A 2,974-nucleotide genomic window follows, 5' to 3' on the forward strand; every position below is an offset into this window, starting at 1 on the left:
CCTCAGATTACGCGCGGGGATGGAACCGGAGGGATGCGACCTGGGGGATGGCGTGGGGGGCCCGAGCGCATCGAGTCTCGTCGACGGCCAAGGGCCAGGAGCGACCACGATCCGGTAATCGTACGATTTCGGGGGTTGCCGGAGCGCCGGTAGAGTGGCTCGTCGTGATTACCGCGACCGACTTGGAAGTTCGAGCGGGTGCCCGAACCCTGTTGTCGGCACCTGGTGATGCCCTGCGCATCGCACCCGGCGACCGGATCGGTCTGGTCGGACGAAATGGCGCGGGGAAGACGACGAGCCTGCGCATTCTTGCCGGAGAGACCGAGCCCTATGCCGGCACGGTGCGCAGCAACGGACCGATCGGATACCTGCCGCAGGACCCCAAAGAGGGCGATCTGTCGGTACTGGCCAAGGACCGGGTGCTCTCGGCCCGCGGCCTCGATCAGCTGCTGGCGCAGATGGCCCGCCAGCAGACCTTGATGGAGTCCGACGACGACGCCAAACGCGATAAGGCGATCGCTAAATACGCACGGCTGGAAGAGCGGTTCGGCACCCTCGGCGGATATCTCGCCGAGAGCGAAGCCGCCCGGATCTGCAACAATCTGGGCCTACCCGACCGGGTGCTGGGGCAAGAGCTGAACACGCTGTCCGGTGGGCAGCGCCGTCGCGTCGAACTCGCCCGCATCTTGTTCGCCGCCTCCGACGGCTCCGGCAAGTCCGACACCACGCTGCTGCTGGACGAGCCGACCAACCACCTCGACGCCGACTCCATCTCGTGGCTGCGCACCTTCTTGCTGAACCACGACGGCGGACTGGTGGTCATCAGCCACGACGTCGATCTGCTGGCCGACGTGGTGAACCGCGTCTGGTTCCTCGACGCAGTGCGCAGCGAGGCCGATGTCTACAACATGAACTGGAAGCGTTACCTGGACCAGCGCGCCACCGACGAGCAGCGTCGTCGGCGCGAACGCGCCAACGCGGAGAAGAAGGCCGGCGCCCTACGCGTGCAGGCCGCGAAGCTCGGCGCCAAGGCGACCAAAGCCACCGCCGCCCAGCAAATGCTCAAACGGGCCGAGAAGATGATGGACGAGCTGGAGGAGGAGCGCGTCGCCGACCGCACCGCCAAAATCCGCTTCCCGGAGCCGGCCGCCTGCGGCAAGACTCCGCTCCGCGCCTCCGGGCTGAGCAAGATGTACGGCTCCCTGGAGATCTTCTCCGGCGTCGACCTGGCTATCGACAAGGGCAGCCGCGTCGTCGTTCTCGGCCTCAACGGTGCCGGTAAGACCACCCTGCTACGCCTGCTGGCTGGTACCGAGCAGTCCGACCACGGGACTATTGAACCCGGCTACGGGCTCAAGATCGGCTACTTCGCCCAGGAACACGACACCCTCGACGACGCCGCCTCGGTGTGGGAGAACATCCGCCACGCCGCACCCGATGCCGGTGAGCAGGACCTGCGCGGACTGCTCGGCGCCTTCATGTTCTCCGGCCCGCAACTCGAGCAGCCCGCCGGCACACTGTCCGGTGGTGAAAAGACCCGCCTCGCGCTGGCCGGGCTGGTCTCGTCGGCGGCCAACGTGCTGCTGCTGGACGAGCCGACCAACAACCTCGATCCCATCTCCCGCGAACAGGTCCTGGAGGCGCTGCGCAGCTACACCGGGGCCGTGGTGCTGGTAACGCACGATCCCGGTGCCGCCGCCGCCCTCGACCCGCAACGGGTGATCCTGCTGCCCGACGGCACCGAGGACCATTGGTCGGACGAGTACCAGGAGATCATCGAACTCGCCTAGCCAGGTCGGCACTGCCGCCACTGTCGGTGCACCCAGGGTAGGCGAGGGAGAACCAGGCCAAACCCACGACGATGTGCATCGCGCCCAGACACAGTCCGGTCAGTGTCTGCGTGGCCATGGTCAGCGATCCGGCGATCGTAAGGAGTGCGAACACGAGTCCGGCCCACGCGGCGACGCCTTGGAACCGCGGATATCGCGCGCCGATCAGGGCTACGACGACGGCGGCCAGGACCAGGGGAACGAGGGAGAACAGCGCGACCATCGGCACCCCGATCGGGTACGGCGACCCGGCATCCCACGTCGCATCGGCGGCCGAGCCGAGGCCGAAGATGATCAGATTGACTACGAGGGCGGCGACGGCTGCGAGCGCGGTGGTTTTGACGGTGATCGGACGGCCGGGCATACCGTTTTCCTTTTCTTTGGTGGGCGGACCAATTTCTTTGGTGGGCGGAGCAATCGAAGTTGACGGGAGGTGACTCATCGGGCGTTCCGATCGCCGAGCTGCCGGACCAGCCTGCCGATTGCGTCCTCCGGCGTGGGGGGCGGACCGAACAGTTCGTGTTGGCGAGTGGTGTCGGCAACATAGCTTCCGCTGTCGAACCAGGTGAACATCGCCGCCATGTCCTTGATCATGGGGACGAACCGGCCGACGAGGGCGCTAGCAGTGCGAGTGACGGTCGAGGGGATCGCCCGGACCTTGACGGGTCGGGCGGCGGCCGTGCTCAACACGTCGGTTGCCTCCCCGATGGTGATCGGCCGGGTCCAGCCGATGTCGACGCGTTCCCCGGGTGCGGTGTCGGTGTCGACCGCGGCGGCGAGGTATCCGGCGAGATCAGCGGTCAGGACAAAGCTCAGCGGTGTATCGGTCGTACCCATCCAGATCACCCGCCCCGTCACGAGGGGATTACCGGAGATGGTGGCGATCTGGTCGATGAATGCGCCGGGCCGGAGGGCGACGAACGGAACATCGCGCGCCGCAAGGTGGTCTTCGGCGAGCTTCTTGTGCCAGAAATGGGGCACGTTTGGTGTGCGATCGCAGGTGAGGATGCTGGTGAGCACGAACCGTCGAATGCTGGTCCGCTGGGCGGCAGCGGCGAGATTTGCGTTGCCGACGGTATCGATCTCGGTGGCGTTCTTGTCACCGCCCGTGTAGCCGGCCGCGGTGGTGATCACCGCGTCAGCAC

Annotated in this window: 3 protein-coding genes; 1 reads left to right on the forward strand and 2 read right to left on the reverse strand. The window is 66.6% G+C overall.

What is annotated here, in order from left to right; all coding sequences use genetic code 11:
• The first annotated feature begins 164 nt into the window (after positions 1 to 164).
• The gene (locus WAW85_RS05895) at positions 165 to 1,790 is read left to right on the forward strand and encodes an ABC-F family ATP-binding cassette domain-containing protein (RefSeq protein ID WP_422558710.1); all 1,626 of its coding nucleotides are present in this window, start codon (positions 165 to 167) and stop codon (positions 1,788 to 1,790) included.
• On the opposite strand, the gene WAW85_RS05900 is transcribed toward WAW85_RS05895, so the two are convergent.
• Together WAW85_RS05900 and WAW85_RS05905 are read right to left on the reverse strand one after the other, a co-directional pair.
• On the reverse strand, positions 1,774 to 2,193 hold the full coding sequence (locus WAW85_RS05900) for a DUF6069 family protein (RefSeq protein ID WP_422558711.1): 420 nt from the start codon (positions 2,191 to 2,193) through the stop codon (positions 1,774 to 1,776). The two genes, WAW85_RS05895 and WAW85_RS05900, sit on opposite strands and share 17 nt — an antisense overlap.
• 74 nt (positions 2,194 to 2,267) lie before the next feature.
• Positions 2,268 to 2,974 (reverse strand): NAD(P)H-binding protein (locus WAW85_RS05905; protein WP_422558712.1); only part of this gene is annotated, 707 nt, incomplete at its 5' end.

The sequence above is a fragment of the Gordonia sp. (in: high G+C Gram-positive bacteria) genome, from assembly GCF_049299075.1.
Lineage (GTDB): Bacteria > Actinomycetota > Actinomycetes > Mycobacteriales > Mycobacteriaceae > Gordonia.

Coding starts and splice junctions, on each gene's coding strand:
- WAW85_RS05900 (WP_422558711.1), bottom strand. CDS start 2,193: ATGCCCGGCCGTCCGATCACCGTCAAAACCACCGCGCTCGCAGCCGTC.